Genomic DNA, 26,738 nt, shown 5'->3' with positions numbered 1-26,738 from the left:
CCTTTATGTCGAAGGATAAGCAATTCGTATCGGAAATCACACCTCAGGGGGAAGACTTTTCCCGCTGGTATATAGACGTCATCAAAAAAGCGGAGCTGATGGATTACTCGCCTGTGCGCGGCTGCATCGTGTTCCGTCCGGACGGCTATGAGATCTGGGAGCATATCAAGGATGAGCTGGATCGCCGCTTCAAGGAGACCGGACATCGCAACGCCTACTTCCCTCTTTTCATTCCCGAGAGCTTCTTCCAGAAGGAAAAAGAGCATGTCGAGGGCTTCAATCCGGAGCTTCCATGGGTAACCGAAGCCGGAGGCGAGATTCTCGAGGAGAGGCTGGCGATCCGTCCGACTTCAGAGACGATGATCGGCCATATGTACAGCAAATGGATCCATTCCTACCGCGATCTGCCTGTGCTCATCAACCAGTGGGCGAACGTCGTCCGCTGGGAGAAGCGCACGCTGCCGTTCCTCCGCACGAGCGAATTCCTATGGCAGGAAGGGCATACGGCGCATGAGAACGAGGTGGAAGCGCGCGAGGAAACGATGTCCATGCTGGAAACGTACCGTTCGTTCGTCGAGGACTATCTCGCGATTCCGGTCATCAGCGGCGAGAAGACGCCTAGCGAGCGCTTCGCCGGCGCGGTCGACACGTATTCCATCGAAGCGATGATGAAGGACGGCCGTGCCGTGCAGGCAGGCACCTCCCATTACCTCGGCAACAAGTTCGCCGTGGCCTTCGACATCAAGTTCCTTGACCGCGACAACCAGCTGCAGTTCGCGCATACGACTTCGTGGGGCGTCAGCACCCGCCTGATCGGATCTCTGATCATGGTTCATGGCGACGACCGCGGGCTCGTGCTGCCGCCGAAGGTAGCCCCGACCCAGGTCATCATGATCCCGATCGGCCCTCCCAAAACGCGCGATGCCGTCATCGCGAGAGTGGACGAGCTGTACGGCGAGCTCAAGAAAGCCGGCGTCCGCGTAAGAGTGGACGACCGCTCCGACATGAGCCCGGGCTGGAAATTCAACGAGTACGAGATGCGCGGCGTGCCGATTCGCCTCGAGCTCGGACCTCGCGACATGGAGAACGGCGTCTGCGTGCTCGTATCCCGCGTCAGCGGCGAGAAGCGCGTCGTGAACCAGAGCGATCTGAAGGACGAAATCCAGCGCATGCTGGAAGAAATCCACCGCGACATGTTCGAGAAGGCGAAGAGCTTCCGCGAAGAGAATACGCATGCGGTCGATACGCTGGATGAAATGAAGGCGCTGCTCGATCAGAAGCGCGGCTTCGTGACGGCAGGCTGGTGCGGTTCGGCCGCCTGCGAGAAGCAGGTCAAGGAAGAGACCGGCGCGACGAGCCGCAACATTCCGTTCGAGCCGGCCGAGCGCAAGGAAGCTTGCCTCGTCTGCGGCGGGAAGGCAGAGCATACGGTCGTCTTCGCCAGAGCCTACTGATCTTTTCGCTGCGTGGTTTTCCGCAGCCATCAACAAAGCCCCGGCATGGGGCTTTGTTTTTTTCTCTCTTTTCTCTCTGCTCATGGAAAGTCGGGGGCAGAAGAAAGAGGCCGGAGCATGCGGAAAACCCCTGCAGAAACGTAGTGGTCGCCTTTGAAGACGGATTCCAACCTTGAATGTTCTAAATAAAAAAAGAATCCGTATTCAACAGCGATCGAAAGGGGTTTCCGCCGGCGAGCGGCGCTGCTTTCGTTTCTTTGGCGCGCATTGCTGCCAACTTTCTATGTTCTTCCCCTTTATTCGACGGTATAATAGATTCCATTGACGGTTCAAAGCTGCATTTCCAGGAGGGACTACATGAGCGCCGACAAAAGACAACGCTTCGAGCTGCTGACGAAGCAGGCTGAGCTTCCGCCGGAGCTGATCGGAACCCATTTCCAGGACGCGATCATCGAGAAGGTGCTGGTAAGCGAAAGCAACCGGGAGTGGACGTTCTGCATCTCCGTCCGCTCGCTCGTCCAGCGCGATTACTATAGTATTTTTTGCAAGACGGTCCGGGAGAAGTTCCGGCATATCGCCGAAGTATCGTTTTGCTTTACGTATGAGGACCATATTCCGAGCGAAAGCCTGTGCTTGGAGTATTGGCCGCTGTTCGTGGAGTGGGCGCAGCAGGAGATGGCTTCAGTGAACGGCTGGCTCGCCAAAGGACAAGCATCGGCCGAGAACGGCGTGCTGCTGCTTCAGCTCATGGACAAGGCAGGGCTGGAGCTGGCGAAGCGCAAGAAGCTGGACGAGGCGATCGTCCGCTTCTATGAGGAACGCTTCTCGCGCACGCTGCGCGTCAAGCTGGCGGCAGGCGAAGCGGCCCGCGAGCTCTATGAGGAGTTCGCCCAGCGCGTCGTTCAGGAGAACAACGAGACCGTCATGCAGATCATGACGAGCGCGGCGAGCGAAGTTCCGGAGCCGGAGGAAGGCGATGTCCGCCTGGCTGTCGGCTACGATATCCGCGAAGAAGCCGTGCCGATGATGAACATCGTGGAGGAAGAGAAGAAGATCGCCGTACAGGGTACGGTATTCGGGCTCGAGGTCAAAGAGCTTCGCAACGGCAGCACCCTGTTTACGTTCAACGTGACGGATTTTACCGATTCGATCGCCATGAAGATGTTCGCGAAGACCAAGGAAGACGTGAAGGTGCTCTCCAAGCTGTCGAACGGCAAATGGATCAAGGCCCGGGGGCGCGTCGAGTACGACCGCTTCATGCAGGAGCCTGAGCTCGTCATGATGCCCAACGATCTGCATGAAGTCGTTGCGCCCAAGGATCGGACCGATACCGCTGAAGTAAAGCGGGTCGAATTCCATCTCCATACGACGATGAGCACGATGGACGCTGTCACCTCGGTGGATACGTACATCAAGACGGCCGCCAAATGGGGGCATGAGGCGATTGCGGTCACCGATCACGGCAACGTGCAATGTTATCCCGAAGCGTTCAAGCACGGGAAGAAAAACGGAATCAAGGTGCTGTTCGGCGTAGAGGCCAACGTCGTGAACGACGCCGTTCCGATGGTATTGAATCCGCGTCAGGAGACGCTGAAGGATGCCGAATATGTCGTCTTCGACATCGAGACCACCGGCCTCTCCATTACGAATTGCAAAATCATCGAGCTTGCCGGGGTCAAATACAAGAATGGGCAGGAGATCGACCGGTTCGCCACCTTCATCAATCCTCATGAGCGCATTCCATACCATATCGAGCAGCTGACCAACATTACGGATGATATGGTCCGCGGTGCTCCCGAGCTGGAGCCCAAGCTTCGCGAGTTCGTGGATTTCGTAGGCGACTGCGTCCTCGTCGCCCACAACGCGCGTTTCGATATGGGCTTCATTCAAGCGTCATGCAAGATGATCGGCATTCCGGAGCTGAAAAATCCGGTTCTCGATACGCTGGAGCTGGCCCGCTTCCTGCATCCGGCCATGAAGAACCATCGGCTCAACACGCTGGCCGACAAATACAAGGTCGGACTCGAGAGCCATCACCGCGCTGTGGACGACTCCGTAGCGCTAGCCGGCGTGCTGTACGGCCTGATCGGCGATGCCGCCCAGCGCAGCGTGACCGGGCTTCATCAGCTCAACGATTATGTGGGCATGGACCTCTCCAACAGCCGTCCGTTCCACTGCATGATCTATGCCCTCAACGCAGCGGGCAAAAAAAACCTGTTCAAGCTCATTTCGCTCTCGCATACCGAGCATTTCAAGCGTGTCGCCTGCATTCCGAAGAGCAAGCTCAAGGACATGAGGGACGGCCTGCTCATCATTTCCGGGTGCGAGAAGGGCGAGTTTTTCGAATCCGTCCTGAACAAGACGGTGGAGGAAGCGGAGGATGTCGCCGAATTCTACGATGCGCTGGAGATTCAGCCCGTCGACTTCTACATGCATCTGGTGGACAAAGGGCTTGTAGGCAGCCGTGCCGAGATCGAGGACGCGATGCGCAAGGTTTGCCGGATCGGCGAGAAGCTAGGCAAGCCCGTCATTGCCACGGGCAACGTTCATTATTTGAACCCCCGCGACAAAATGTACCGCGACATCACGATCATGGGCATTACGGGCTTCAGCCCGCTGAAGAGCCAGCGTCTCCCCGATGCCCATCTGCGTACGACCGACGAGATGCTGCAGGAATTCCGCTTCCTCGGCGAAGAGCTTGCCTATCAGGTCGTCGTCGCCAACACGGTGGAGCTTGCGGGAAGGTTCGAGCCGTTCGAGATGTTTCCGGACAAGCTGTTCACGCCGATCATGGAAGGGGCGGATGAGGAGATCCGCGATACCTGCTATTCGACTGCCCGCAGCATGTACGGAGAAGAGCTGCCGCAGGTCGTCATCGACCGCCTGGAAAAAGAGCTCGTGCCGATCATCAAGTTCGGCTTCTCGGCCAACTATCTCATCTCCGAGCGTCTGGTGAAGAAATCCAATGCGGACGGCTATCTGGTCGGATCGCGGGGATCGGTAGGCTCTTCTGTCGTCGCGACCTTCCTGGGCATATCCGAGGTCAACCCGCTGCCTCCTCATTATCTGTGCCTGAATGCGGACTGCCGGCATAGCGAGTGGATTCTGGACGGAAGCGTATCCTCCGGCTTCAATCTGGCGGACAAGGATTGCCCGCATTGCGGCAAGAAAATGAAGGGCGAAGGCCAGGACATTCCGTTCGAGACGTTCCTCGGCTTCAAAGGCGACAAGGTTCCCGATATCGATCTCAACTTTTCCGGCGAGTACCAGCCGATCGCGCATAATTTCACGAAGGAGATCTTCGGCGAGAAATGCGTGTTCCGCGCCGGCACAATCGGAACGGTGGCTGAGAAGACGGCATACGGCTTCGCCAAGAAATACGAAGAGGAAAAAGGCCGGAAATGGCGCGGAGCGGAGCTCAGCCGGCTGGCGTCAGGCTGCACCGGAGTCAAGCGGAGCACCGGCCAGCATCCGGGCGGCATTGTCGTCGTGCCGGACTACATCGACGTCGAGGACATCACGCCGGTCCAGTATCCTGCCGATGATACGGGAGCAGAATGGAAAACGACCCATTTCGATTATCACGCCTTCGAAATGAACCTGCTCAAGCTTGATATCCTCGGCCATGACGATCCGACGATGATGCGGATGCTCCAGGATCTGACGGGCGTCGATCCGACGACGATTCCGATGAACGATCCCAAGGTGATGAGCATGTTCAACTCCACGACAGCGCTCGGAGTGGCTCCGGAGAAGATCCGCTCCAGCGTCGCCACCTATGGCGTTCCGGAGATGGGGACCAAGTTCGTCCGGCAAATGCTCGAAGAGACGCAGCCGACTTCATTTGCCGATCTGCTTCAGATATCCGGCTTGTCGCACGGCACGGGGGTATGGCTGGGCAATGCCCAGGAGCTGATCAAGAATGGAACCTGCTCGATCAAGACCGTTATCGGCTGCCGCGACGAGATCATGCTCTATCTGATCTACAAGGCGGGCATGGATGCCGGCCTTGCCTTCAAGATTACCGAGAGCGTCCGGAAAGGCAAAGGGCTGACGCCGGAATGGATCGAGGAGATGAAGCGCTGCAAGGTGCCTCAGTGGTATATCGATTCCTGCCTGCGCATCGAGTACATGTTCCCGAAAGCGCATGCCGCGGCTTATGTTATTTCCGCTGTGCGCACGGCCTTTTTCAAGCTCTATCACCCTATCGAATTCTATGCCACCTACTTCACGGTCCGTGCGGAAGACTTCGATCTGGAGCTGCTGTGCCAAGGCTACGAGCCGATTCTCAAGAAGCTGGTGGAGATCGAGCAAAAGGGCTTCGCGGCGACGCCGAAGGAGAAGGCCTCGGTATCGATGTTCGAGATGGCGCTGGAAATGACTGCGCGCGGCTTCTCGTTCAAGCCGATCGACCTGTACCGCTCCGACGCGACGAAATGGACGATCGACGGCGACAGCCTGATTCCTCCGTTCGCGGCGATAGCCGGCATCGGCGAAAACGCGGCTCGCAACATCGGAGCTTCGAGGGACGGCAGCGAGTTTCTCTCGATCGAGGATTTCCAGCAGCGGTCGAAGGCGACCAAGACGATTATCGAAGTGTTGACCGGAATGGGCTGCTTCCGCGGTCTGCCGGAGTCCAACCAGCTCTCGCTTTTCTAAGCCCCGCAAGGGTTTGCAGCCATCCATGGAAAGTCTTCTAAGGAAAACAAATCTTGTCAGTGTACACGGGTTATGATATAATTTTTTTGGTAATCATGGGGATAGAGGTACTTCTGAAGAGTGGGGAAACCCACTCTTCACGTTTTGTCCACTACTTTTTCGGACTGATCGGGAGGTCAATTGGATTTGAGCACATCCAGAATCAAAGCCGTCGTGGAAGAGATGGTCGGCCCATTTCTCAGCGACAACGGATTCGAGCTTGTGGACATCGAATACGTGAAGGAAGGCAGCAACTGGTTCCTTCGCGTATTTGTTGATAAAGAAGGCGGTATTGACATCGACGAGTGCGGACGCATCAGCGAGTATCTGAGCGAACAGCTGGATCAGAACGATCCGGTATCGGACGCTTACTTCCTGGAAGTTTCGTCGCCGGGCGCCGAGCGCCCGCTGAAGAAGCCGGAAGATGTAAGCAAGGCGGTCGGCAAGCAGGTATTCGTCACGACGTACGAGCCGATCGACGGACTCAAGGAGTTCGAAGGGCCGCTGGTCTCGTTCGACGGGGAGACCGTCGTCGTCAGCACCGGGCGCAAGAGTCATGCCATCCCATATGCGAAGGTGGCCAGCGCCAGGCTGGCTATCGTTTTCTAAACATTGAAAGGGGGATCCGTGGTTCCAATGAGCATGGATTTTATTGAAGCCTTAAACGAGATAGAGAGAGAGAAGGGGATCGCCAAGGATATCCTCCTTGAAGCGATCGAAGCCGCTCTCATCTCCAGCTACAAGCGCAACTTCAACACCGCTCAGAACGTGCGCGTGGACATCAACCGCCATACCGGCGTCATCAAGGTATACGCGCGCAAGAACGTGGTGGAGGAAGTGCTTGATCCGCGCCTTGAGATATCGGTAGAGGCATCACGGGAAATCAATCCTCACTATCAGCTCGACGATGTCGCCGATATCGAAGTCACGCCTCGCGACTTTGGACGGATCGCCGCCCAGACGGCCAAGCAGGTCGTTACGCAGCGGATCCGCGAAGCGGAGCGCGGCCTCATTTATAATGCGTACATCGACAAGGAAGAGGATATTGTCAACGGCATCGTCCAGCGCCAGGATACGCGCCACTTGTTCATCGATCTCGGCAAAGTCGAAGCGGTGCTGCCGCTGACCGAGCTGATGCCGACGGACAAGTTCAGGCATGGCGATCGCGTGAAGTCGTTCATCACCAAGGTGGAGAATACGACCAAAGGGCCGCAGATCATCCTCTCCCGCACCCATCCCGGGCTGCTGAAGCGGTTGTTCGAGCTGGAAGTTCCGGAAATCTACGACGGCGTGGTCGAGATCCGTTCGGTTGCGAGGGAAGCCGGCTTCCGCTCCAAGATCGCCGTCCATTCCCGCAATGCGGAAGTGGATCCCGTCGGCTCCTGCGTAGGCCAGAAGGGCATGCGCGTGCAGACGATCGTGACGGAGCTGAAGGGCGAGAAGATCGATATCGTCCGCTGGTCCGACAGCGTGGAGGAATACGTAGCGAATGCTCTCAGCCCTTCGAAGGTGCTGGAAGTCATCGTATTCGAGCAGGAGAAGATGGCTCGGGTCATCGTGCCGGATTACCAGCTGTCGCTGGCGATCGGCATCAAAGGCCAGAACGCCCGTCTTGCCGCCAAGCTTACCGGCTGGAAGATCGATATCAAGAGCGAGACGCAAGCGGAGCAGGAATACGGCCGTGAACGGACACAGGGCGTCGCGATGCACCAGGACTCCATAACGATCGACTGATTCCCAGCCGCTGGACGACTGGAGTCGCTTGAAGCACGGCTGTCTGCCGCAAGGGGGGACTACGCTTGAAACCTAGAAAGATACCGATGCGCAAATGCGTGGCAAGCCAGGAAATGCTGCCCAAGAAGGAGCTGATCCGGGTCGTCCGGACTCCGGAAGGGGATATCGTCATCGATCTGACGGGCAAAAAATCCGGAAGAGGCGCCTACTTGCGGGGGACAGCGGAATGCTTCCGCCTCGCCAAGAAGAGCCGCGCTCTCGATCGCGCGCTCAAGCAGGCGGTTCCGCCGGAGATTTACGATCAGCTCGAGCGGGAATTCATCTCCGTCGAAGAACAGTTCCTTGCCGCCAAAGAGCAGGAGGCGGATGAGGATGACGAATAAAGCTCTTTCCAACCTGGGCATGGCGATGCGTGCCGGCAAAGTCATAACCGGCGACGAGACGGTTCTCAAAGCCGTACGCCAAGGCAAAGCCCGGCTTGTGCTAGTCGCTGCCGACGCTTCCGATAATACGAAGAAGAAATATCGCGATAAATGCTCGTCCTACGGCGTGCCGTTGGCCGAAGCATTCACCCGGGACAGCCTCGGGCAGGCTCTTGGCAAGGAAGAGCGGGTCATCGTGGCCATAACCGATTCCGGGTTCGCGAACATGATTCGGGGGCAACTGAGCCAGAATACGGAGGTGGAGTATATTGACTAAACCACAGGATGGCAAAGACACCAAAGAGAAGCTGCGCGTATATGAATACGCGAAGTCCCTTAACATGAGCAGCAAGGAAATCATAACGATTCTTAAGCGTCTGGACACGCCGGTCAACAATCACATGAGCGTGATGGAAAACGACATGGTCAACAAAGTGGAAGGATTCTTCCGCGACATCAAAGCGAACGCCGCAGCCAAGCGCGCGCAGGGAAACCCGCAGGCAACCGCCTCGGCCCCTTCCAAGCGCCCCGCAGACAAGCGGCCGGAGCAACAAGGAGTGCATACTATTCCACGTCAAGAGCAGTCTACAAACCAAAATCAGCAGGAACGACAGGTGACTATGAATACGACTTCGAATACCCAAGGCAGCGGCTCGTCCGCTGGATCTCAGCAGCGTCCGGCTTCTCAAGGACAAGGCGGCGGCCAAGGGCGCGGACCGGGCCAAGGACGTCCGCAAGGACAGGGCGGCGGCCAGGGACGGCCTCCAGGTCAAGGCGGCGGCCAAGGACGTCCGCAAGGACAGGGCGGCGGCCAGGGACGGCCTCCAGGCCAAGGCGGCGGCCAAGGACGTCCGCAAGGACAGGGCGGCGGCCAGGGACGGCCTCCGGGCCAAGGCGGCGGCCAAGGACGTCCGCAAGGACAGGGCGGCGGCCAAGGACGGCCTCCGGGTCAAGGTGGCGGTTACGGCGGCAGCAGGCCGCAGGGCGCCGGGCAAGCAGCAGCAGCGACCGGCCCGCGCGGCGAAAGCCGCAGCACGGCTGCAGCTCCCCGTACATTCACGGACAATAAGCCCGCAGGCGGAACACGCGACTTCTCCCGCGGCGGCAGCGCAGGCGGAGCCGGACGCACAGGCGGTCCCGGCGGCAACAACAACAACCGCAGAGGCGGCGGCAAGCCAGGCCAAGGCACGGGCGGACGCTTCGACGATCGCGGCGGCAGCTACAAGAGCCGTGGAAGAGGCGGCAAGGGCGGCCGCGGCGGCCAGCAGCCTCAGCGCGAGAAAATCGACAATACGCCGAAGAAAATCATCGTCCGCGGCAGCATGACAGTCGGCGACCTCGCCAAGCTGCTCCACAAGGATGCTTCCGAAGTCATCAAGAAGCTCATTTTCCTCGGCGTCATGGCTACGATCAATCAGGAACTGGATATCGAGACGATCCAGCTCGTCGCATCCGAGTTCAAAGTCGAGGAAGTCGAAATCAAGATTCCGGTTGAGGAAGACGATTTCGAGACGGTCGAAGAGAAGGACGAGGAAGAGACTCTCATCGCCCGCGCGCCGGTCGTGACCATCATGGGCCACGTCGACCACGGCAAAACGACTCTTCTGGACGCGATCCGCTCCACGAACGTGACCGGCGGCGAAGCAGGCGGCATCACGCAGCATATCGGCGCTTACCAGGTCGAAATCAACAATAAGAAAATTACGTTCCTCGATACTCCGGGCCACGCCGCGTTCACGATGATGCGCGCCCGCGGAGCCGAAGTGACGGACATCACGATCATCGTCGTGGCAGCCGATGACGGCGTCATGCCGCAGACGGTCGAAGCGATCAACCACGCCAAAGCGGCGAAGGTGCCGATCATCGTGGCGGTCAACAAGATCGACAAGCCGGATGCCAATCCGGATACGATCAAGCAGGAACTGACCAAATACGAGCTCGTTCCGGAAGAGTGGGGCGGAGACACGATCTTCGTCAACATTTCAGCCAAGCAGCGCATCAATCTCGAAGAGCTGCTGGAAATGATCCTGCTCGTGGCCGAGGTCAACGACTACAAGGCCAACCCGAACAAACGCGCCCGCGGCACCGTGCTTGAGGCCGAGCTCGACAAAGGCAAAGGCCCTGTAGCCCGCGTGCTCGTGCAGCACGGCACGCTGAAGATCGGCGATGCATTCGTAGCCGGCAATACGTTCGGACGCGTGCGCGCCATGATCAACGACAAGGGACGCCGCCTCAAGGAAGCCGATCCTTCGACTCCGGTCGAGATCACGGGCCTGACGGAAGTTCCGCAAGCCGGCGATCCGTTCATGGTGTTCGAGGACGAGCGCAAAGCCCGCGACATCGCGGAACGCCGTTCGATCAAGCAGCGCCAGTCGGAGATGGGAGCGAATTCCCGCGTTACGCTGGAAGATCTTTACAAGCACATCTCGGAAGGCGAGATCAAGGACCTCAACGTCATCATCAAAGCCGACGTTCAAGGTTCCCTGGAAGCCCTCCGCGGCTCGCTCGAGAAGATCGAAGTGGAAGGCGTCCGCGTGAAGAGCATCCACAACGGCGTCGGAGCGATTACGGAATCCGACATCACGCTGGCATCGGCCTCCAACGCCATCGTCATCGGCTTCAACGTCCGTCCTGAGACTCAGGCCGCCGTGGCGGCCGAGCAGGAGAAGGTCGACGTCCGTCTGCACAACATCATCTACAACGTCATTGAAGAAATCGAGCAGGCCATGAAGGGCATGCTGGATCCGATCTTCAAGGAAGTCGTCATCGGCCACGCCGAAGTGCGCAACCTGTTCAAAGTGAGCAAGGTCGGCACGATCGCAGGCTGCATGGTCATCGACGGCAAGATTTCCCGTTCGGCGGAAGCCCGCATCGTCCGCAGCGGCATCGTCGTATACCAAGGCAAAATCGACACGCTCAAGCGCTTCAAGGATGATGTGAAGGATGTCGCTCAAGGCTACGAATGCGGCATTACAGTCGAGCGCTTCAATGATCTTCAAGAGGGCGACGTTATCGAAGCCTTCGTGCAGGAAAAGGTAGAACGTTAAAGAGGTGATTCACCATGGCTAAGATCCGCGTAGGCCGGGTGGGGGAACAGATCAAGAAGGAGCTCAGCCAGATCATCCAGGCTGAGCTCAAGGATCCCCGCATCGGTTTCATCACGGTGACCGGCGTTGAAGTCACGAACGACATGTCCCAGGCGAGAGTGTACCTGAGCGTGCTCGGAAGCGACGAGCAAAAGGAAGAAACATTGAAGGCGCTCGCGCGCGGCACCGGATTCATCCGTTCGGAGCTCGGCAAGCGAATCCGTCTGCGCCATACGCCGGAGCTGCTCTTCAAATTCGATAGCAGCATCGAGTACGGCAGCCGCATTGAATCCCTGCTCACGGACATCAACCGTGACAACGGAGGCCAATGACCGGGGCGGGGCAGGATAATCTATACGAAGCTGCTCTGCAGTTCATGAACGAGGGAGACGACTACTTGGTTGTCTCCCATGTTCAGCCTGACGGGGATGCGGTGAGTTCCACGCTTGCTGCGGCTTGGCTGCTGGGCAAGCTGGGCAAGAAGGCTGTCTTGGCCAATGAAGACCTTGTCCCTGACAGGTTGCGCTTCATGGCAGGCTCGGAAGGAATTCTCCGTTACGGAGAAAATCAAGGACGGAAGTTCAAGCGGATCATCGCTGTCGACTGCGCCGATTTCAAACGGATCGGACGGATCGCGGAATGGTTCGAAGACGGGTACGAGCTGCTCAACATCGATCATCATCCTACTAATAATGGATACGGAGCCGTCAATCTCGTCGTTTCCGACGCCGCGGCTACGGCGCAGATTCTGTACGGGCTCATCCGGACCGCTTGCATGCCTCTGGAGCAGCCGGCGGCGGAAATGCTCTACACCGGATTGCTCACGGATACGGGAGGCTTCCGTTATTCCAATACAGATACTCGGGTCATGCAGGCAGCATCGGAGCTGCTTGAAGCCGGAGCGGGCGGTCATGCCATCGCCGATCGGCTTCTTGAGCGCATGTCGCTGCCTCAGCTGAGGCTGCTTCGACTCGGGCTGAACCGGATGGAATTCCATTTTGGGGACCGCGTCTGCACGATGCATATCACGCCCGAAGACATGCAGGAGACAGGGGCAGCTCCAGAGGATCTGGAAGGTCTTGTCAATTATGCCCGCAATGTCGAAGGCGTGGAGGCAGGCATCCTGTTCAAAGGCTTGCGTGACGGCGGCGTCAAGGCAAGCCTGCGCTCCGGGGGCACGCTTGATGTGGCGGCGATCGCTTCCCGCTTCGGCGGAGGCGGCCATATCCGGGCGGCCGGCTGCCGCCTTGACGGCCCGATAGAGGAAGCGATGAGCTCCCTGATAGCCGTTATAAGGGAGGAACTGAAAGACTGATGGATGGAATTTTGGCAATCTGGAAGCCTGCAGGCTGGACGTCCCACGACGTGGTGGCCAAATGCCGCAGGCTGCTCCGGACCAAACGCATCGGCCACGCAGGCACGCTGGATCCTATGGTGACCGGCGTGCTTCCTTTATGCGTCGGCCAGGCGACACGCGTGGTTGAATACATGCAGGAGCTGCCCAAGGCATACGAGGCTGTCCTGCAGCTTGGTATTTCTACGGATACGCTTGACTTGACCGGCGAGATTCTGGAGCAAGTGGATTCAGTCGCATTGAGCGAGCAAGATATAAGGCAAGCCCTTATGTCCTTCCTGGGCGAAATCATGCAGCTGCCGCCGATGTATTCGGCCGTGAAGGTCGACGGCAAGCGGCTCTATGAATTGGCGCGGGAAGGCAAGACAGCGGAGCGCAAGCCCCGTCAAGCGACGATCCATTCTCTGGATGTGCTGTCGATGGATCTGGACAGGCCGCATCCGCTTGTGCGGTTCCGGGTCGTCTGTTCCAAGGGGACGTACATTCGGACGCTGTGCGAGGATATCGGAAGCAAGCTCGGGGTGCCCGCCGCCATGGCGGAGCTCAAGCGCACGCTGTCGGCGGGCTTTTCGGAAGAGGATTGCCTGACCCTTGAACAAGCCCAGCTGTTGATGGAGCAGGGGACGCTGGAGCAGCGCCTGCTTCCCGCGGAAGCGGCGCTTGCCCACATGCCGCGCTCCAGCGCCGCGCCGCCCGCTATGCGCCAAGCTTTGCAAGGACGCCGGATTCCGGTCGAGTGGCTGGACGAACGTCCTGCGGAAGGAAGCCAATTCCGGCTTTATGGCCAGGACGGCTCTTTTGCCGGCCTGTTTGAAATTACGGAAGACGGAAGCATGGTGAAGCCGGTGAAGGTGTTCGCCCGGCCCGATTCGGAATAGCGGATCGCCATGCGGGCCGCAGCGCCGGGATTAGTCTGGAACCGGGGCTGCAGGCATCCAGAATAAAAGGAATGCGGGTGAATGGAAGTGGAGATTTACGAACTGAGCTACCCGATCAACGGCAGCAATGAACCGGCGTTTTCCCCGGCGCCGTGCTGTCTGGCTATCGGGCATTTTGACGGCGTCCATCTCGGGCACCGCCATGTGATCGACCGTGCCGTCGCAGAGGCCCGCCAATCGGGAACCCGCGCCGCGGTGATGACGTTCCACCCGCATCCCCGCGAAGTGCTCGGCATCGGCAGCGGTTTCGCCGAATGCCTCACACCGCTCGACGCGAAGCTGGAGCTGTTCCGGGAAGCAGGGGCGGATGCCGTCTTCATCATGCAATTCGACCCTGCTTTTGCGGCCATCAGCCCGGAAATGTTCGCTAGGGAGGTGCTGGTCCCGCTCGGCGTCAGCCATGCCGTCGTCGGCTTCGACTTCACGTTCGGAAGCCGCGGAGCGGGAACCCCGCAGATGCTGGCTGAGCTTGGAAGCGGAAGCTTCACGGTCGACATCGTTCCAGCCGCCCAGAGGGACGGTCTCAAGGTCAGCAGCACCTATGTGCGGGAAGCGTTGGAGGAAGGCCGCGTCGAGCTCGCGGCCGAACTGCTGGGCAGGCCTTACCGGGTCAGCGGCATCGTCGTTCACGGCGACGCTCGGGGGAGGCTGCTCGGCTTCCCCACGGCCAACCTGAGTCCGGACCGTCCTTACGTCCTGCCCCGGCTTGGCGTCTATGCGGTCAAGGTCAGGATTCCTTCACCCGTGGGAGGAGAGCCTTCTGTCCATGATGCGGTGCTGAACCATGGGATGAAGCCGACGTTCAACAAGGACAAGATCGTTCCCGTTCTTGAAGCCCATCTGCTTGATTTCGAGGGGGATCTGTACGGATACAGGCTGGAGATCGATTTCGTTCATTTCCTGCGCACGGAACAGAAGTTCTCCGGAATCGACGAGCTCGTCTCCCAGCTTGGCCGCGACAAGGCTCGCGCCAGGGAATTGCTGCAGGACTGAGCGGCGCTGCGGAAGAAGCTTCATAGCGGCAGGCGTTTACTTTGTTTCCCGTAGATGCTATACTGTCTAATGTTGTCCGGAGTTGCTCCGGTCATCCCGGCCTTGGCTTGGCCTGTCCGCTCTCACCGGCGGCGGCGAGGCTGACGGCGGCTACTCAAGCAACCTATTACGTAATTGGAGGTGAACTAGGATGGCACTTACGCAAGAACGCAAGCAAGAGCTCATCGAAGAGCACAAGACGCATGCAAGCGACACTGGCTCTCCTGAAGTTCAGGTCGCAATCCTTACTCAGAACATCGTGAACCTTACGGATCACCTGCGGACGCACAAGAAAGATCATCACTCGCGCCGCGGCCTTCTGAAAATGGTCGGTCAGCGCCGCAAGCTGCTGGCATACCTGAAAAACAAGGATGTTAGACGTTACAGCGCTCTGATCGAGAAGCTCGGCCTTCGCCGCTAAGAAGCTGTTGAAGAAGCAACCTGGTTGTCCAGCTGTCCGGGATTCCCGGAAGGGCTGCAGCCCGGTTGCTTTTTATAATCAATTCGACAAGTCAATTTTTACATATCCGGACAAGGCTTCAGGAGAAGGTCGGGCGTCCGCGCCGGGCAGGATAACCCGAGGCTGCGCCGAATATTTTTCTAGATTAGGAGGGATATCATGCACCAGGTTCAAATGACACTGGGGGGTCGCCAGCTGACCCTCGAAAGCGGCCGCCTGGCCAAGCAGGCCAATGCTGCCGTTACGGTACGATATGGCGATACCGTCGTCCTCTGTACCGTTACCGCTTCTTCGGGTCCGAAGGATCTGGACTTCTTCCCGCTTACGGTCAACTATGAGGAGCGCCTCTATGCCGTGGGCAAGATTCCCGGAGGCTTCATCAAGCGCGAAGGACGCCCGAGCGAGAAGGCTATCCTTTCGAGCCGCCTGACCGACCGTCCGATCCGTCCGCTATTCCCGGAAGGGTTCCGCAACGATGTTCAGGTGCTGAACCTCGTCATGAGCGTGGACCAGGATTGCCCGCCTGAGATAGCCGCAATGATCGGCACAGGCGCTGCGCTGAGCATTTCCGACGTTCCGTTCAACGGACCGATCGGAGGCGTCATCGTAGGCCGGGTGGACGGCAAGTTCATCATCAACCCGACGGTGGAGCAGGAAGAAGCCAGCGATCTCAAACTCGTTGTTTCCGGCACGAAAGACGCCATCATGATGGTGGAAGCAGAAGCCAACGAGCTGTCCGAGGAAGTCATGCTCGAAGCGATCATGTTCGGCCATGACGAGATCAAGAACATCGTGGCTACGATTGAAGAGCTGACGGCTCAATGCGGCAAGGAAAAGATGGAGGTTGTTCTCCATGCCGTCGATTCCGAAGTCAATGACGCTGTCCGGGCATTCGCTTCGGCACGTCTGGTCGAAGCGATCCGCATCGAGGAAAAGCATGCCCGCCAGGAAGCGATCGATCTTGCGAACAGCGAAGCGGTCGCCCACTTCCAGGAAGTCTATGCGGAAACTCCGGAGCTCATGGGCGACGTGAAGGAAACGCTCTACGACATCGTCAAGGAAGAAGTGCGCCGCCTCATTACGCATGACAAGGTTCGTCCGGACGGACGCGGACTGGACGAGATCCGTCCGATCGACTGCGACGTATCGGTGCTGCCTCGCACGCACGGCACAGGCCTGTTCACGCGCGGCCAGACGCAGGCGCTCAGCGTTTGCACCCTGGGAGCGCTCGGCGATGTCCAGATTCTGGACGGCATCAGCCCGGAGACGACCAAGCGCTTCATGCATCATTACAATTTCCCTCCGTTCAGCGTCGGCGAAGCACGCCCTCTGCGCGCGCCTGGCCGCCGCGAGATCGGGCACGGAGCCCTCGGCGAGCGCGCCCTTTCCAAGGTTCTTCCTTCGGAAGCCGACTTCCCGTACACGATCCGTCTCGTATCCGAGGTGCTGGAATCCAACGGCTCCACTTCGCAAGCGAGCATCTGCGCCAGCTCCCTGGCGATGATGGACGCAGGCGTACCGATCAAGGCGCCGGTAGCCGGCGTGGCGATGGGGCTGATCAAGGACGGAGAGCATTTCTCCATCCTGACGGACATTCAAGGCATGGAAGATCATCTCGGGGACATGGACTTCAAGGTCGCCGGCACCGCTGAAGGCGTAACGGCCATCCAGATGGACATCAAGATCGACGGCATCGACCGCGCGATTCTGACCCAAGCGCTGGAGCAAGCCCGCGTAGGCCGCCTGCATATCCTGGACAAGATGAACGCCACCATGAGCAAGCCGCGTGCGAGCCTGTCGGCATATGCGCCTAAGATCATGACGCTGCGCATCAATCCGGACAAGATCCGCGATGTCATCGGCGCAGGCGGCAAGATCATCAACAAGATCATCGAGGAGACGGGAGTCAAAATCGATATCGAGCAGGACGGCATGGTCTACATCGCTTCTTCCAACGAAGAGATGAACAAGCGCGCCCGCGCCATCATCGAAGGCATCGTCAAGGAAGTCGTCGTCGGCGAGATCTACACCGGCACGGTCAAGCGCGTCGAGAAATTCGGGGCGTTCGTGGAAATCCTCCCGAACAAGGACGGATTGGTCCACATTTCCCAGCTGTCGACGGAGAGGGTAGCCAAGACGGAAGACGCCGTCAACATCGGCGACGTCATCACCGTCAAAGTCACGGAGATCGACCAGCAGGGACGCATCAATCTGTCCCGCAAAGCGGTGCTGACCGCCGAAGCTCCTTCCCAAGCCTGATTCCGGTCGCCATTCCAGCCCGTCAAAAATTCAGAGCCAGAGACATTCTCTGGTTCTTTTTTATTTGCCTGCGCGGCCATAGCCAGGCGCTCTTTCGCTATAAGGAACATCCCCGGTCCCGCAGAGTCCAAGCCGCATAAATTGTCCCTCTTATTCATAGGAATCATGGAGAAGAGTGGAGGGATGTAGCGATGAAACTGCGGCAATGGGGCTTGTCCGCCGCCTTCGGCGCAGCCGTCGTCCTGCTTGCAGTCAGTTATGGCGGCGCCGGAGGGTACGTTGAGGCTATCAAAAGCGGGGAAATCCGGTCCGCCATGCTGCTGACAGACAACGAAGAGGCGCTGCGGACGGAAATCAAGCAGGAGGCGGAAAAGCGTTACATTCCGCCGGTGGATGCGAAGGTCGACCGTTGGTTCCGGGCGATACCGGGCTATGACGGACGCGAAGTCGATATCGAGGCTACCTACCGGCAAGCGCAGCTTCGTCCCGATGATCCTGTTCAATATGTGTACAAGGCGGTCAAGCCGAAGGTGAGCGTGGAGGATTTTCCGCTGGAGCCGGTCTATCGGGGCAATCCCTCGAAGCCGACGGCCTCGTTCATGATCAATGTCGCGTGGGGCAATGAATATTTGGAGCCGATGCTGGCGACTCTCGACCGGTACGGAGTGAAGGCGACCTTCTTCCTGGATGGCTCCTGGCTGAAGAAATACCCGGAAGAAGCGCGTAAAATCCAGGCGGCCGGCCATGAGATTTCCAATCATGCCTACTCTCATCCCGATATGAGCAAGCTCGGAATGGAACAGCAGACGTCGCAGATCACGCGCACCGAGCAGCTGCTCAAGGAAACGCTGGGCGCAAGCAACCGGCTGTTCGCCCCGCCATCGGGAAGCTACAACGCCTCGACGGTCAAAGCCGCGCGCGCGCAAGGACTGAGGACCGTCATGTGGACGCTGGATACGGTGGACTGGCGCAAGCCTTCGCCGGACTCGGTCGTCGACAAGATCGCACGCGGCATCGGGCCGGGATCGCTCATTCTGATGCATCCGACCGCAAGCTCGAGAGATGCGCTCGAAGGCATGATCAAGGCGGCAAAACGCAAAGGACTGCTGCTTGTGCCCGTCAGCGAGACGATCTCGGAGGAGCGGATCGAGGCTCCGGTTGAGGCCAAACCTTAATTTTGTTATGATGATAATCAAACTCAAGGAGGAGATCCGGTGAATATATATAGACTCAGCAACGGTCTGCGCGTTGTCGCGGAACCGATTCCCACCTGCCGTTCCGTATCGTTCGGCATTTGGGTCAAGACGGGATCCCGCAGCGAAACGCCGTCCAACAACGGTATCTCCCATTTCATCGAGCATATGCTCTTCAAAGGCACGGATACACGCAGCGCCAAGGATATCGCCGACCTGTTCGACGGCATCGGGGGCAATGTGAATGCCTTCACGGCGAAGGAATATACTTGCTATTTCGCCAAGGTGCTCGACCAGCATCTGCCGCTTGCGGTCGATGCTCTCTCGGATATGTTCTTCAACTCCAGATTCGACGAGGAAGAATTGGCGAAGGAAAAGAACGTCATTTTTGAAGAGATCGCCATGTACGAGGACACGCCGGACGACAAGGTCCACGATGAGGCTTCCCGGGCTTCCTACGGCGACCATCCGCTCGCTTATTCGATCTTGGGTTCCGAGGAGCGGCTGACTTCCATGGGGCCGGCTGACCTGCGCGGTTATATGAAGGAGCAGTATACGCTGGAGAACACGGTCATCAGCGTCGCGGGCAACATCGAGGAGAAGGGGCTGCTGGAGCTTCTGGAAGCCAAATTCGGCGGCTTCTCCGACAGCGGGCTTGGACGGAGCCTGGATGCTCCCGAGTTCAAGGGAGAGTACTTGTTCCACCCGAAAAAAACGGAGCAGAACCATATCTGCCTCACGTTCCCGGGCTGCTCCATTTCCGACGACAACCTGTACGCGATGATCCTGCTCAACAACGCTCTCGGTGGCGGCATGAGCTCCCGGCTGTTCCAGGAAATCCGCGAGAAGCGGGGACTTGCCTATTCGGTCTATTCCTACCATACCTCCTATGCCGATTCGGGACTGTTCACCGTCTACGCCGGAACGGCTCCGCGCCAGACGGCGGATGTGCTTGACCTGACGATGGAGCTGCTCGGTGACGTCTCGGCCAAGGGACTCACCGACGCGGAGCTGACAAGGGGCAAGGAGCAGCTGAAGGGCAGTCTGATCCTCAGCCTTGAAAGCACGAGCAGCCGGATGAACCGCAATGGCAAAAACGAGCTGATGCTCGGCCGCCACTACACGCTCGACGAGATGATCGAGCGGATCGAAGCGGTCAAAATGGAAGACATCCGCGCCGTAACGGACTCGATGCTGCAGGTTCCGTTCGCCGTGGCGATGGTCGGCTCCGAAGAAGGGCCCGCCGCCAAGCTGAGGAGGGACCAATTTGTATCCGGTACAGTTTAAGCGTCTTCCCGGCAACGAGGATGTGCCTCTGCCGCTGCGGATGTCGGAAGCGGCGGCAGGCTTCGACCTGCATGCCTCGGTAGCGGATCCCTTCGTGCTTCAGCCTGGAGAGCGCGCGCTTATTCCGACCGGCTTCGCCATGGCGATGCCGGAATCGCTTGAAGCACAGATCCGTCCTCGCAGCGGGCTTGCGTACAAGCATGGCATTACTTGCCTGAATTCCCCGGGAACGATCGATGCCGACTACCGCGGAGAGGTGAAGGTGCTTCTGGTCAACCTGGGCCAGCAGCCATTCACGATCAACAGGGGAGAACGGATCGCCCAGATGGTATTCCAGAGCGTTCCGGCCATATCCGTCTCCGAGGTCGAAGAGCTGAGCGAGACGGTTCGCGGGGCCGGGGGATTTGGACATACGGGTGTATGAAGCCGTTGTCCTAGATTTCTCATGACTACAAGGCTGTCCGGCGCCACCCATGGAGGTGGAGCCGGACAGCCTTTTGTGTGAGTCGGACTTCATTTTCACGGGCAATCCGACTAGGCGTCCTTGCGCATACGTCCGCTCGGCATGGCGGCCGGGCACCGGGAAGGAAAGCCCGATTCCGCAGTAACCCTCGTATGGGCCGCGGCATACCATGATCTAGACGCACGAGAGCGACTGCGGCGGAGGCGGGGGAGCCTTTCCCAAGCTTGAGTGAGTGCAGCGGCATGGGCCGGTGCAGCCGGCCATGTGCCGCTTAAGGGCGATCAAGGTGAGAGGAAGTGACGCCAGCATGCTGACCGGCGTTCAGGTGCTGCTGATCGGCGGCGACGCAAGGCAACTAGAGGTCATCCGTAGGCTGTCGGAACTGGATGCAGCCGTTACGGTGTCCGGATTTGACGGACTCCGCACCCTTCCGGACGGAACCGTGGACAATGAGCTCCGCGACGAGCTGTTCGACAAGGCAGACGCCATTCTTCTGCCTGCGGTAGGGACGGACGACAACGGCATTATACCCGCAGCTTTCAGCAATTCCGAACTGCGCCTGACGGGTGCGCAGCTTGCGCGTGTCCCCAACCATTGCAAGGTCTATGCCGGCATGGCGAGGCCTTATTTGAAGTCGTTGTGCGCCAGCCGCGGAATCGAGCTTGTAGAGCTGTTCGAGCGGGACGACGTGGCGATATCGAATTCGATTCCGACGGCGGAAGGCGCCGTCAAAATGGCTATTGAGAATACGGACATCACCATCCATGGCTCCTCGTGCATGGTGCTCGGCCTCGGGCGGACGGGACTTACGCTTATCCGTACCCTTCAGGGCCTGGGTGCCCGGGTGCTTGCCGGAGTGCATCGTCCCGAGCATTTCGCAAGAGCGCAGGAAATGGGCGCAAAGCCTTTCTACACAAGGGATTTGCTCGATTACGCAGCCAATATCGACTTGCTTTTTAACACAATTCCAACTATGATAGTCACAGCGCAAACGATTGCTAGAATGCCCTCCCGCGCCGTCATTATCGACCTGGCTTCCAAGCCTGGCGGTACGGATTTCCGCTTTGCGGAGAAGCGCGGACTGAAGGCGATTCTGGCTCCCGGATTGCCGGGAATCGTTGCCCCTGTGACTGCCGGCCGAATCATAGCTGATTGTGTCACTCAGCTGATTATGGAAGACATCAGCGCGCGGGGGAATGAATGATGAACTGGAACGGACTTACGGTCGGTTACGCCCTGTCGGGCTCTCACTGCACGTTCGCGGAGGTCATGCCTCAGATTCAACGCTTCGTCGATGCCGGCGCCAACGTCGTGCCGATCGTCACGCAGAGCCTGATGACGACGGATACCCGCTTCGGTACAGCCCAGGATTGGAAGACCAAGCTGTATGAGATTACCGGCAAAGAGATCATCTCGACGATCGTCCAGGCCGAGCCGCTCGGGCCTTCCAAGCTGATCGACGTGCTGCTGATCGCGCCATGCACGGGCAATACGACGAGCAAGCTTGCGAACGCTCTGACCGACAGCGCCGTGCTGATGGCGGCCAAGGCGCAGATGCGCAACGGCAGGCCGGTCGTCATCGGGATCTCGACCAATGACGGACTTGGGCTGAACATGGCGAACATCGCGAAGCTGATGGCGTCGAAGAGCATCTACTTCGTGCCGTTCGGCCAGGATGATCCGGTGAACAAGCCGAATTCGCTCGTCGCCCAGATGGACCTTGCCATGGAGGCATGCGAGCATGCCTTGCAAGGCAAGCAGATGCAGCCCGTCCTGATCGAGAGAAGATAGGCATGGCGCCTCTGCCGGCCGATTGAGACATCGCGGCTGCGGCGAATGCATAAGGTTGTTAATAATCATCATCATGCCGGCTCCTCCACACAGGAGCCGGTTTCAACAAAGACAGCTACGGAGAACCGGCTTTCAATACAGCTGTCCGGGAATCCTCCAGCCGCTCTGCGGCGCGGAACAAGAGAACGCCAGCCGGCAGCATGCTGCCGCTGGCGGCTTTTCTATGATTCAGCCATAAAGGCTTTCAGCTGCATGCTATCAGGGAGAGGAGCGGCCTCAATGAAGAAGCCGCTTCAGCGAAGGGATGTCATCCATGGGGGTACGGGTTTTAAAATTCGGCGGTACTTCGGTGGCGACCAAGCAGACCAGGGAGCTGGTCGTCCGTCATATCCAGCGCGAGCTGGGCGAAGGCCATCGTCTTGTCGTAGTCGTATCGGCAATGGGGCGCAGCGGGGATCCGTATGCGACGGATACGCTGCTGTCTATTGCCAGTGAAGAGGGTGGAGAAATTCCGGCGCGCGAACGCGATCTGCTCATGGGCTGCGGAGAAATCATCTCGGCAGTCGTTCTGAGCACGGCTCTGGCATCCAGGGAAATTCCCTGCGTCGCCTTGACTGGGGGCCAAGCCGGAGTGGTGACAGGCAGCCAGTTCGGCGAAGCCCGCATCGAGGAGATCCGCACCGACCGCATTATCGGTCATCTGGACCGGGGAGAAGTGGTCATTGTGACAGGCTTCCAGGGACAGAACGGACAGGGTGACCTGACGACGCTTGGCCGCGGAGGCAGCGATACGTCCGCTACGGCGCTAGGGGCGGCGCTGAATGCCGAGATCGTCGATATCTATACCGACGTGAACGGGATTCTTACAGCGGATCCAAGAATTGTAAAAGACGCCAAGCCGCTTACCGTAGTCGGCTATGCAGAGATATGCAATATGGCGCGTCAAGGGGCCAAGGTCATTCATCCCCGGGCGGTCGAGATAGCCCAGCAGGCAAGAATACCGCTCCGTGTCCGCTCTACATTTTCGGATGACGAGGGGACGCTCGTGACGGATATGCCGACTGCTCTGAGCGTCGCATCGCCGCTGCGCGACCGCCATGTGACGGGAATCGCGCATGTCCAGGGCGTCACGCAGATATCCGTCCGGACGGTTGAAGGCATAGCGGATATGCAGCTCCAGGTGTTCCAATCGATGGCCCGCAGCGGGATCAGCGTCGACTTCATCAACGTGACGCCTGCGGGAGCTCTCTATACGGTATTCGACCGTGACGCGGATAAGGCGGTTCAAGTTCTGCAAGAGCTCGGATTCGAGCCGGAGACGGTGAACGGCTGCGCCAAAGTATCCGTCATCGGCGGCGGAATGAACGGCGTTCCCGGCGTCATGGCGCGCATCGTCGAGGCGCTGACGGAGCAAGGCATACCGATTCTCCAGTCGGCGGATTCCAATACGACGATCTGGGTGCTCGTCCGGGAGGAGCATATGGGCAACGCCTTGCGCGCCCTGCATGCGAAGTTCGAGCTTCATTTATAGGATGGAATTATGCGGGCAGGCGGCATCCGCCTGCCGGCCGCTTATGAGAGCGAGACAGATGCAGCGGGTCTGGCCGTCATGGTTGTCCGCTGGAACAGGGGAGGAACAGAGATGGATTATGGCAGATTGATTACGGCAATGGTAACTCCGTTCGACAATGACGGCAGCATCGACTGGAAGACGACGGGGCTGCTCATCGACCATCTTATCGAAGCGCAGGGAAGCGATTCCGTCGTCGTCAGCGGCACGACGGGCGAGTCTCCGACGCTTGCCGAAGCGGAAAAGCTGGAGCTGTTCCGCTTCGCCGTCAAGCATGCGGCCGGCCGCGCCCGCATCATAGCCGGCACCGGCAGCAATGATACGGCCCATTCCGTCCACATGACCAAGCTGGCCGAGCAAGCGGGAGTGGACGGCATTCTGCTGGTCGTTCCTTATTACAACCGGCCAAGCCAGGAGGGCATGTACCGCCACTTCATGACGATCGCCGAAGCGACCTCGCTTCCGGTCATGCTGTACAATGTGCCGGGTCGGACCGTGGCGAGCATGGATGCGCGGACGACGGTCAGGCTCGCTCGCGATGCGGCCAATATCGTCGCGACCAAGGAATGCCATTCGCTGGATCATGTATCGGAGATCATATCCGGAGCTCCTGCCGAATTCCGTGTCTATACGGGCGATGACAGCGCTACGCTGCCGGCGATGGCGGTCGGCGCCTACGGAGTCGTCAGCGTGGCCAGCCATATCGTCGGATCCGAGATGAAGGCGATGATCGAAGCTTATTTGGCCGGCCGGACGGCCGAAGCTGCCGCGTCGCACCGGAAGCTGCTTCCCGTTTTCAACGGATTGTTCAAGGCCCCGAATCCCGTTCTCGTGAAGAAGGCGCTGGAGCTGAAGGGACTGCCTGTCGGCGGCGTCCGGCTGCCGCTAGTTGAAGCGGACGAAGCCGAAACTTCCGCCTTGGTCCAGCTGCTCGGCCTTTAGAAGAACATTCTCTGCAACCGATGCGCGTAGATGCGCATCGGTTTTTTTTGTCCGATTGATCGGGCGCATCCATGTCTCCCTTCTCATGTGAGCTTGCGCTCTCAGCTCTGGACGAAGATTTTGCGGCATAGACAATTATTGCGGCTGGAATTTCCAATCGGCTTGTGTTCCATCTTTTGCATCATGTATAATATTCCTAAGTGAATGGTGCGGCAAAGTGAATATCGAGTCAAGCCCGGCCGCGTGGCGGCATTGCGGGTGGAGTCCGTGCATCTCATGGAAGAGTTTTTTCTTAACCATAGATCTCATTCTATCTTCACATCACATAGGAGGTAAGAAATCCCTTGTCAAAAAAGAATACCCAGGACAAGCTGCTCATCTTCGCCCTCGGCGGCGTCGGCGAGATCGGCAAGAATATGTATGTCATCCAATACGGCAATGACATCGTAGTCGTTGACTCAGGCCTCAAGTTCCCGGAAGAGGACATGCTCGGAATCGACATCGTCATCCCGGACATCACGTATCTGACCGATAACCGCGACAAAGTCCGCGGCATCGTCATCACCCACGGACACGAAGACCACATCGGCGGCCTTCCGTACGTGCTCCGCCATCTGAACGTTCCGGTATATGGAACGAAGCTGACGCTCGGCCTGATCGAGAGCAAGCTGAAGGAAGCGGGCCTGCTCGGAGAGACGAAGCGGATCCTCATCAATGCCGACTCGGAGCTAGAGCTCGGCGAGATCCGCACGACGTTCTTCAAGACGAACCACAGCATTCCGGATTCGGTCGGCGTATGCCTCGAGACGCCGGAAGGCACTGTCGTCCATACGGGCGACTTCAAGTTCGACTTCACGCCGGTCAACGACCAGTTCGCCGACCTGCAGCGCATTGCCGAGATCGGCAAGCGCGGCGTGCTTGCCCTGCTGTCGGACAGCACGAACGCTGAGCGTCCGGGCATGACGCCTTCGGAGAGCAACGTCGGCGTGGAGCTGACGGAAATTTTCCGCAAGTCCCAACAGCGCGTCGTCGTCGCTACCTTCGCATCCAACGTGCACCGGATCCAGCAGGTGTTCAACGCCGCGATGGCTACGAAGCGCAAGGTCGCCATCGTCGGCCGCAGCATGGTCAATGTCGTCACGATTGCCGTTGAGCTCGGGTACCTGATCGTGCCTGAAGGCATGATCATCGAGCCCGAAGAAGTGAACAAGATGGCTGCAGACCGCGTTGTCGTCCTCTGCACAGGCAGCCAAGGCGAGCCGATGTCGGCTCTGACCCGTATGGCGCGCTCGACGCATCGCAAGATCGACATCTTGCCGGGCGACACGGTCATCATCGCGGCTACTCCGATTCCGGGCAACGAGAAGGATGTAGGCCGCACGGTGGACGAGCTGTTCCGTCTGGGCGCCAACGTCATCTATGGACCGGGCTCGGTATCCGGCGTCCACGTATCCGGCCACGGCAGCCAGGAAGAGCTGAAGCTGATGCTCAACCTGATCAAGCCGAAGTACTTCATTCCGATCCACGGCGAGTACCGGATGCTGCGCCAGCACGCCAAGCTTGGCGAAGCTGTCGGCGTCGAACCGGACAACATCTTCCTGATCGATATCGGCGACACGATCGAGTTCCAGAACGGCGAAGGCCGCAAGGGCTCCAAAGTTCCGTCCGGCAACGTGCTCATCGACGGCCTGGGAGTGGGCGACGTAGGCAACATCGTTCTGCGCGACCGCAAGCTGCTGTCCCAAGACGGCATACTCGTTGTCGTCGTCACGCTGAGCAAGCAGGACGGCACGATCAAGGCTGGCCCGGACATCATTTCCCGCGGTTTCGTCTACGTCCGTGAATCCGAAGGATTGCTGGACGAGGCGAACCGGATCGTAACGACGACCCTCAACAAGCTGATGAACGACAAGGTCAACGAATGGGCCTCGCTCAAGACGAACGTCAAGGATGCTCTTGGTCGTTTCCTCTACGAGCAGACGCGCCGTCGTCCGATGATCCTTCCGATCATCATGGAAGTCTGATCCAACTCATGAACCTGCCTCCGATAACGGA

General features: G+C 58.8%; 21 protein-coding genes. All 21 read left to right on the top strand.

Annotation, left to right across the window (positions count from 1 at the left end):
* The first annotated feature begins 5 nt into the window (after nucleotides 1-5).
* The 21 genes from proS to ACLBWT_RS00220 all read left to right on the top strand — a co-directional run bounded on the left by proS (nucleotide 6) and on the right by ACLBWT_RS00220 (nucleotide 26,707).
* Nucleotides 6-1,454 (top strand): proline--tRNA ligase, encoded by a 1,449-nt coding sequence (proS, locus tag ACLBWT_RS00320; protein ID WP_447661138.1) that lies wholly within the window; start codon nucleotides 6-8, stop codon nucleotides 1,452-1,454.
* Nucleotides 1,455-1,811: 357 nt separating this feature from the next.
* Nucleotides 1,812-6,113: a PolC-type DNA polymerase III gene (locus ACLBWT_RS00315; RefSeq protein WP_447661137.1), complete on the top strand. Its 4,302-nt coding sequence runs from the start codon at nucleotides 1,812-1,814 to the stop codon at nucleotides 6,111-6,113.
* Between the two features lie 186 nt (nucleotides 6,114-6,299).
* Nucleotides 6,300-6,761 (top strand): ribosome maturation factor RimP, encoded by a 462-nt coding sequence (gene rimP, locus ACLBWT_RS00310; RefSeq protein ID WP_447661136.1) that lies wholly within the window; start codon nucleotides 6,300-6,302, stop codon nucleotides 6,759-6,761.
* Between the two features lie 27 nt (nucleotides 6,762-6,788).
* Entirely contained in the window at nucleotides 6,789-7,886 is a 1,098-nt protein-coding gene (gene nusA, locus ACLBWT_RS00305; RefSeq protein WP_447661135.1) for a transcription termination factor NusA, read from the top strand.
* A 65-nt stretch (nucleotides 7,887-7,951) separates the two neighbouring features.
* Nucleotides 7,952-8,269, top strand: coding sequence for an RNase P modulator RnpM (gene rnpM, locus ACLBWT_RS00300; protein ID WP_076355374.1), 318 nt, complete (start codon nucleotides 7,952-7,954; stop codon nucleotides 8,267-8,269).
* The gene (locus tag ACLBWT_RS00295) at nucleotides 8,259-8,585 is read left to right on the top strand and encodes a YlxQ family RNA-binding protein (RefSeq protein ID WP_021879640.1); all 327 of its coding nucleotides are present in this window, start codon (nucleotides 8,259-8,261) and stop codon (nucleotides 8,583-8,585) included. Before rnpM ends, ACLBWT_RS00295 begins: the two co-directional genes overlap by 11 nt.
* Complete coding sequence (gene infB, locus ACLBWT_RS00290; protein ID WP_447661134.1) at nucleotides 8,578-11,355, top strand: translation initiation factor IF-2; 2,778 nt, start codon at nucleotides 8,578-8,580, stop codon at nucleotides 11,353-11,355. Before ACLBWT_RS00295 ends, infB begins: the two co-directional genes overlap by 8 nt.
* A gap of 14 nt (nucleotides 11,356-11,369) precedes the next feature.
* A complete protein-coding gene (rbfA, locus tag ACLBWT_RS00285) occupies nucleotides 11,370-11,726 on the top strand; it encodes a 30S ribosome-binding factor RbfA (protein WP_447661133.1) in 357 nt (118 codons plus the stop codon).
* Nucleotides 11,723-12,709, top strand: a complete 987-nt coding sequence (locus ACLBWT_RS00280; protein ID WP_447661132.1) for a DHH family phosphoesterase — start codon at nucleotides 11,723-11,725, stop codon at nucleotides 12,707-12,709. Before rbfA ends, ACLBWT_RS00280 begins: the two co-directional genes overlap by 4 nt.
* Nucleotides 12,709-13,626, top strand: coding sequence for a tRNA pseudouridine(55) synthase TruB (gene truB, locus ACLBWT_RS00275; protein ID WP_447661131.1), 918 nt, complete (start codon nucleotides 12,709-12,711; stop codon nucleotides 13,624-13,626). Before ACLBWT_RS00280 ends, truB begins: the two co-directional genes overlap by 1 nt.
* An 81-nt stretch (nucleotides 13,627-13,707) precedes the next feature.
* On the top strand, nucleotides 13,708-14,679 hold the full coding sequence (locus ACLBWT_RS00270) for a bifunctional riboflavin kinase/FAD synthetase (protein ID WP_447661130.1): 972 nt from the start codon (nucleotides 13,708-13,710) through the stop codon (nucleotides 14,677-14,679).
* A 190-nt stretch (nucleotides 14,680-14,869) separates the two neighbouring features.
* Nucleotides 14,870-15,139, top strand: a complete 270-nt coding sequence (gene rpsO / locus ACLBWT_RS00265) for a 30S ribosomal protein S15 (protein ID WP_021878678.1) — start codon at nucleotides 14,870-14,872, stop codon at nucleotides 15,137-15,139.
* Between the two features lie 198 nt (nucleotides 15,140-15,337).
* Nucleotides 15,338-17,437, top strand: a complete 2,100-nt coding sequence (gene pnp / locus ACLBWT_RS00260) for a polyribonucleotide nucleotidyltransferase (protein WP_447661129.1) — start codon at nucleotides 15,338-15,340, stop codon at nucleotides 17,435-17,437.
* Between the two features lie 191 nt (nucleotides 17,438-17,628).
* Entirely contained in the window at nucleotides 17,629-18,612 is a 984-nt protein-coding gene (locus ACLBWT_RS00255; RefSeq protein ID WP_447661128.1) for a polysaccharide deacetylase family protein, read from the top strand.
* A gap of 39 nt (nucleotides 18,613-18,651) precedes the next feature.
* Nucleotides 18,652-19,917, top strand: a complete 1,266-nt coding sequence (locus ACLBWT_RS00250) for a M16 family metallopeptidase (protein ID WP_447661127.1) — start codon at nucleotides 18,652-18,654, stop codon at nucleotides 19,915-19,917.
* The gene (dut, locus tag ACLBWT_RS00245; protein ID WP_447661126.1) at nucleotides 19,898-20,341 is read left to right on the top strand and encodes a dUTP diphosphatase; all 444 of its coding nucleotides are present in this window, start codon (nucleotides 19,898-19,900) and stop codon (nucleotides 20,339-20,341) included. Before ACLBWT_RS00250 ends, dut begins: the two co-directional genes overlap by 20 nt.
* A gap of 346 nt (nucleotides 20,342-20,687) precedes the next feature.
* A complete protein-coding gene (dpsA, locus tag ACLBWT_RS00240; RefSeq protein WP_447661125.1) occupies nucleotides 20,688-21,584 on the top strand; it encodes a dipicolinate synthase subunit DpsA in 897 nt (298 codons plus the stop codon).
* Complete coding sequence (locus ACLBWT_RS00235; RefSeq protein WP_447661655.1) at nucleotides 21,584-22,171, top strand: dipicolinate synthase subunit B; 588 nt, start codon at nucleotides 21,584-21,586, stop codon at nucleotides 22,169-22,171. The genes dpsA and ACLBWT_RS00235 overlap by 1 nt, the downstream gene beginning before the upstream one ends.
* 313 nt (nucleotides 22,172-22,484) lie before the next feature.
* On the top strand, nucleotides 22,485-23,702 hold the full coding sequence (dapG, locus tag ACLBWT_RS00230) for an aspartate kinase (RefSeq protein ID WP_447661124.1): 1,218 nt from the start codon (nucleotides 22,485-22,487) through the stop codon (nucleotides 23,700-23,702).
* 111 nt (nucleotides 23,703-23,813) lie between these two features.
* Nucleotides 23,814-24,683 (top strand): 4-hydroxy-tetrahydrodipicolinate synthase, encoded by an 870-nt coding sequence (gene dapA, locus ACLBWT_RS00225; protein WP_447661654.1) that lies wholly within the window; start codon nucleotides 23,814-23,816, stop codon nucleotides 24,681-24,683.
* A gap of 344 nt (nucleotides 24,684-25,027) precedes the next feature.
* The gene (locus ACLBWT_RS00220) at nucleotides 25,028-26,707 is read left to right on the top strand and encodes a ribonuclease J (RefSeq protein ID WP_447661123.1); all 1,680 of its coding nucleotides are present in this window, start codon (nucleotides 25,028-25,030) and stop codon (nucleotides 26,705-26,707) included.
* Nucleotides 26,708-26,738 lie beyond the last annotated feature (31 nt).

This window comes from Paenibacillus sp. D51F, assembly GCF_053345695.1.
The sequence above is the reverse complement of the archived record's forward strand: the minus strand, read 5'-3'. Positions and strand labels throughout refer to the sequence as shown.

Excerpts from the sequence above, each read along its gene's own strand:
- ACLBWT_RS00280 (WP_447661132.1), top strand. The coding sequence starts at position 11,723 with ATGACCGGGGCGGGGCAGGATAATCTATACGAAGCTGCTCTGCAGTTC.
- ACLBWT_RS00235 (WP_447661655.1), top strand. The coding sequence starts at position 21,584 with ATGAACTGGAACGGACTTACGGTCGGTTACGCCCTGTCGGGCTCTCAC.
- ACLBWT_RS00255 (WP_447661128.1), top strand. The coding sequence starts at position 17,629 with ATGAAACTGCGGCAATGGGGCTTGTCCGCCGCCTTCGGCGCAGCCGTC.
- truB (WP_447661131.1), top strand. The coding sequence starts at position 12,709 with ATGGATGGAATTTTGGCAATCTGGAAGCCTGCAGGCTGGACGTCCCAC.
- ACLBWT_RS00270 (WP_447661130.1), top strand. The coding sequence starts at position 13,708 with ATGGAAGTGGAGATTTACGAACTGAGCTACCCGATCAACGGCAGCAAT.
- ACLBWT_RS00295 (WP_021879640.1), top strand. The coding sequence starts at position 8,259 with ATGACGAATAAAGCTCTTTCCAACCTGGGCATGGCGATGCGTGCCGGC.
- nusA (WP_447661135.1), top strand. The coding sequence starts at position 6,789 with ATGAGCATGGATTTTATTGAAGCCTTAAACGAGATAGAGAGAGAGAAG.
- ACLBWT_RS00315 (WP_447661137.1), top strand. The coding sequence starts at position 1,812 with ATGAGCGCCGACAAAAGACAACGCTTCGAGCTGCTGACGAAGCAGGCT.
- proS (WP_447661138.1), top strand. The coding sequence starts at position 6 with ATGTCGAAGGATAAGCAATTCGTATCGGAAATCACACCTCAGGGGGAA.
- rbfA (WP_447661133.1), top strand. The coding sequence starts at position 11,370 with ATGGCTAAGATCCGCGTAGGCCGGGTGGGGGAACAGATCAAGAAGGAG.
- rpsO (WP_021878678.1), top strand. The coding sequence starts at position 14,870 with ATGGCACTTACGCAAGAACGCAAGCAAGAGCTCATCGAAGAGCACAAG.
- dapA (WP_447661654.1), top strand. The coding sequence starts at position 23,814 with ATGGATTATGGCAGATTGATTACGGCAATGGTAACTCCGTTCGACAAT.
- pnp (WP_447661129.1), top strand. The coding sequence starts at position 15,338 with ATGCACCAGGTTCAAATGACACTGGGGGGTCGCCAGCTGACCCTCGAA.
- dpsA (WP_447661125.1), top strand. The coding sequence starts at position 20,688 with ATGCTGACCGGCGTTCAGGTGCTGCTGATCGGCGGCGACGCAAGGCAA.
- dapG (WP_447661124.1), top strand. The coding sequence starts at position 22,485 with ATGGGGGTACGGGTTTTAAAATTCGGCGGTACTTCGGTGGCGACCAAG.